The sequence below is a fragment of the Alcanivorax sp. HI0083 genome (assembly GCF_001635175.1).
Window position 1 is genome coordinate 1 of the sequence record NZ_LWFX01001383.1, and the last position, 3,670, is coordinate 3,670.

Below are 3,670 nucleotides of genomic sequence, written 5' to 3' on the forward strand. Positions count from 1 at the left end.
CCGGGCCGCGGGTAACTGCCACCGCCGACCAGGGCCGTTGCCGAGGAAGTATGGTGCGGTGCCCGGTAAGGGCGTTGATAAAAAAGCCGGCTGTTGCGGGGCTGTTTGAGTGAATGAATGGCTGCCACTTCCAGAGCTTGAGCCGTGCGCATGGGCGGCATCAATCCGGGCAACCGCGAGGCGAGCATGCTCTTCCCTGCACCTGGAGGCCCACATAAAAGCAGGGAATGGCCTCCTGCCGCGGCAATCTCCAGCACCCGCTTGGCGGTTTGCTGGCCCCGGATTTCCGACAGGCAGCCGCCCTGAAAAGGCTGCTTGGAGGGTGGTTGGCACTGGTGGCGTTCCAGGGGTTGCTGGCCGGTGAGATGGGCGGCAACCCGAGCCAGCTGGTTGGCGGCCAGGGTTGGGGTGCCGGGCAGGCCGGCTTCTTCGGCGTTATCGGCGGCGACGATGAGGGTGCGATCTTCCGCCAGACAGGCAAGAGAAGAGGGCAGCATGCCGGAAACGGGATTGAGTCGGCCGTTCAGCGACAGCTCGCCAATAAACTCGTAGTGGTCGGTGGTGATGTTACCCAGTTGCCCGCTGGCGATCAGGATGCCCAGCGCAATGGCCAGATCAAAACGCCCGCCGTCTTTTGGAAGATCCGCCGGGGCCAGGCTTACGGTGATGCGCCGCTGGGGAAAGTCGAAGCCGCTGTTGACCAGTGCGGAGCGGACCCGATCGCGGCTCTCGCGCACGGCGGTATCTCCCAAGCCGACGATGGTGAATGCCGGCAGGCCCGGTGCCAGATGGGTTTCTACCCGCACGGTGCGGGCTTCAATGCCTACCGGTGCCCGACTGTATAGCAGCGCATGCGTCACGATTCCTCACAAATTCAATGGTTTGTGAGGCAGTGTACGAGGGAAGGGCTTGCCTGCCTGTGCGAGGTTGGTGGCGGCAGACGTAGGAAATCGGATTGTCTGTAGGGGCGAGGGGCGTTACGACGATCAGGCTTGGTTAGTGACGAGTGACGAGAAGCGAAAACCTGGGGTGGGTTTGTTTTTCGTCACTCGCTTTTTGGCTGTGAGGGTTCGGTAGGCGCAAACGCTGATCAAGCGTCTGCTGACTTCTCCAGCTCGGCCACCTGTTTTTCCAGTGCTTCCAGCTTTTCACGGGTACGGAGTAGTACTTGTTGCTGGATATCGAACTCTTCCCGGGTGATCAGATCCAGGCGGCTGACGGTTTCCGCCAGTACGCTGCGCACGTTTCGCTCTACTTCGCTGCGCAGGCCGCCCAGGTCGGTGGGCAGGCGGCGGCTGATGTCGGCCATGAGGCGGTCGATAAAGGGCTGATCGGGCATGACAACGGCGTCCTTGTAATGATACGCGGATGGTAGCACGGTGTGCGGGGGCGAGGCACCGGCTGGCGCGGGCAGACATTCTGCACCAACTTGGATCCCGCCCCATTGTGGTGCGCTATAATGGCGCGCCGGGCCTGGATGATGAATCCAGACCGTGATGTAAATCCCTGAAAATGCATGATTTTCTAAAACTGGCATGGGTCGTGCACTAATTGGGTCAGAGCGTTCGCGCAAGCTGTGGATCGGGAACCATAACGGGGCTCGAAGAGAAACGGACGTCACCGGACGCGGTGAAAGCTGAGGAGAAAGAAATGAAACTGGTTACTGCCGTAATTAAGCCGTTCAAATTGGATGACGTGCGTGAAGCACTCTCCGAGATTGGCGTGCAGGGCATCACTGTTACCGAAGTGAAAGGCTTTGGACGCCAGAAAGGTCACACCGAGCTGTACCGGGGTGCCGAGTACGTGGTGGATTTCCTGCCCAAGGTAAAAATCGAAGTGGCCATCGCCGAGTCCAGCCTGGACCAAGTGATTGAAGCCATCGCGAAAGCCGCGAATACCGGCAAAATTGGTGACGGCAAGATCTTCGTTACCTCCCTTGAGCAAGCGATTCGTATCCGTACCGGTGAAACCGGCGAGGACGCGATTTAAGTTTTACCGTGTTTTGAATTGACCCATGCCAGGGCTTTAGGAAAACACGCTTCCATTTTCGGAGGGTTGCATTGTGGAAAACCAAATTTTTGAATTGAAATACGCGCTGGATACGTTTTATTTCCTGATCTGTGGCGCGTTGGTCATGTGGATGGCGGCAGGCTTTGCCATGCTGGAAGCTGGCCTGGTGCGTGCCAAGAACACCACCGAAATTCTCACCAAGAACGTGGCCTTGTTTGCCATTGCCAGCACCATGTACATGGTTTGCGGTTACGCGATCATGTATGACGGCGCCATCTTCCTGTCCGGGATTGTGGGTGACGGGGTTGCCGGTGCAGAAGAAGCGGCAACCTATGCGCCTTCTGCGGACTTCTTCTTCCAGGTTGTGTTTGTGGCAACCGCCATGTCCATCGTATCCGGTGCAGTGGCTGAGCGGATGAAGTTGTGGGCATTCCTGGTCTTTGCAGTGGTTATGACCGGCGTTATCTACCCGCTGGAAGGGTCCTGGACCTGGGGCGGCGCTGATGTGTTCGGCCTGTATAACCTGGGCGATCTGGGCTTCTCTGACTTTGCGGGTTCCGGCATCGTTCACATGGCGGGTGCTGCTGCTGCCCTGGCCGGTGTTCTGCTGCTGGGTGCACGTAAAGGCAAGTACGGCCCGAACGGTGAAGTACACGCTATTCCGGGTTCCAACCTGCCGCTGGCCGCACTGGGTACCTTCATCCTGTGGTTGGGCTGGTTCGGCTTTAACGGTGGCTCTGTGCTGGCAACCTCCAGTGTCGGTGACTCCAACGCGGTTGCGGTTGTGTTCATGAACACTAACGCTGCTGCTGCCGGTGGTGCCATTGCTGCGCTGATCGTTGGCCGCATCCTGTTTGGCAAAGCCGACCTGACCATGCTGCTTAACGGCGCCCTGGCTGGCCTGGTAGCGATCACCGCTGAGCCTTCTACGCCGACTGCCCTGCAGGCGACCCTGTTCGGTGCTCTGGGTGGTGTGCTGGTGGTATTCAGCATCCTGACTCTGGACAAGCTGAAGATCGATGATCCGGTAGGTGCGATCTCCGTACACGGTGTGGTTGGCTTCCTGGGCCTGATGCTGGTGCCGATCACCAACCCGCTGACCGATGACGGTGGCGCCAGCTTCTCTGGCCAGCTGATTGGTGCGCTGACTATCTTCATCTGGGTATTCGTAGCCAGCCTGGTAGTGTGGGGCATCCTGAAAGCGGTCATGGGCATCCGTGTCAGCGAAGAAGAAGAGTACGAAGGCATGGATATCGCAGACTGCGGTATGGAAGCCTACCCTGAGTTTGTGAAGGGGTAATAAGAGACGCAACAAGCAACACGCGTCACGCAACACGAAAAGCCCCGGCCAGTTGGCCGGGGCTTTTTTTGTGCGCAGGTTCCCGACCGGGACGAGCCAGTTCCGTAAGATGCCGCCCAACTAATAAAAACTTCGTAGGTGGTCGGGATGCGTAACGTGGTCGGGGTTCTGTTGCTGTTGGCGCTTTTAAGCGGTTGCGGGGGTGGCGGCGGTTCTGATGGCGGCGGCGGTGAGTCTGCTGCGAGCCCATTGGACAAAGCGCTCAGTAGCGGCAACAGCGCAGGCCTGGATGAGCAGACGTTGCTTGAACAGGCGCTGGAAGAAGTGGCCAGTCTGGAAACCCTGCAGCAAGAGCTGGTC

The 3,670-nt window shown here is 58.8% G+C and carries 5 protein-coding genes; 3 read left to right on the forward strand and 2 right to left on the reverse strand.

Features of this window, described 5'->3' with window-relative positions:
* A partial coding sequence (locus A3754_RS20890; protein ID WP_197468755.1) for a YifB family Mg chelatase-like AAA ATPase occupies nucleotides 1-860 on the reverse strand: 860 nt, incomplete at its 3' end.
* A gap of 230 nt (nucleotides 861-1,090) precedes the next feature.
* Complete coding sequence (locus A3754_RS20895; RefSeq protein ID WP_039926478.1) at nucleotides 1,091-1,339, reverse strand: accessory factor UbiK family protein; 249 nt, start codon at nucleotides 1,337-1,339, stop codon at nucleotides 1,091-1,093.
* Between the two features lie 311 nt (nucleotides 1,340-1,650).
* On the opposite strand from A3754_RS20895, the gene glnK reads away from it, so the two are divergent.
* From glnK to A3754_RS20910, 3 genes are all read left to right on the forward strand, one after another.
* Nucleotides 1,651-1,989, forward strand: coding sequence for a P-II family nitrogen regulator (glnK, locus tag A3754_RS20900; protein ID WP_008930504.1), 339 nt, complete (start codon nucleotides 1,651-1,653; stop codon nucleotides 1,987-1,989).
* A gap of 73 nt (nucleotides 1,990-2,062) precedes the next feature.
* Nucleotides 2,063-3,310 (forward strand): ammonium transporter, encoded by a 1,248-nt coding sequence (locus A3754_RS20905; RefSeq protein ID WP_063521217.1) that lies wholly within the window; start codon nucleotides 2,063-2,065, stop codon nucleotides 3,308-3,310.
* A 147-nt stretch (nucleotides 3,311-3,457) separates the two neighbouring features.
* A partial coding sequence (locus A3754_RS20910) for a hypothetical protein (protein ID WP_197468756.1) occupies nucleotides 3,458-3,670 on the forward strand: 213 nt, incomplete at its 3' end.

Coding starts and splice junctions, on each gene's coding strand:
- A3754_RS20895 (WP_039926478.1), bottom strand. CDS start 1,339: ATGCCCGATCAGCCCTTTATCGACCGCCTCATGGCCGACATCAGCCGC.
- glnK (WP_008930504.1), top strand. CDS start 1,651: ATGAAACTGGTTACTGCCGTAATTAAGCCGTTCAAATTGGATGACGTG.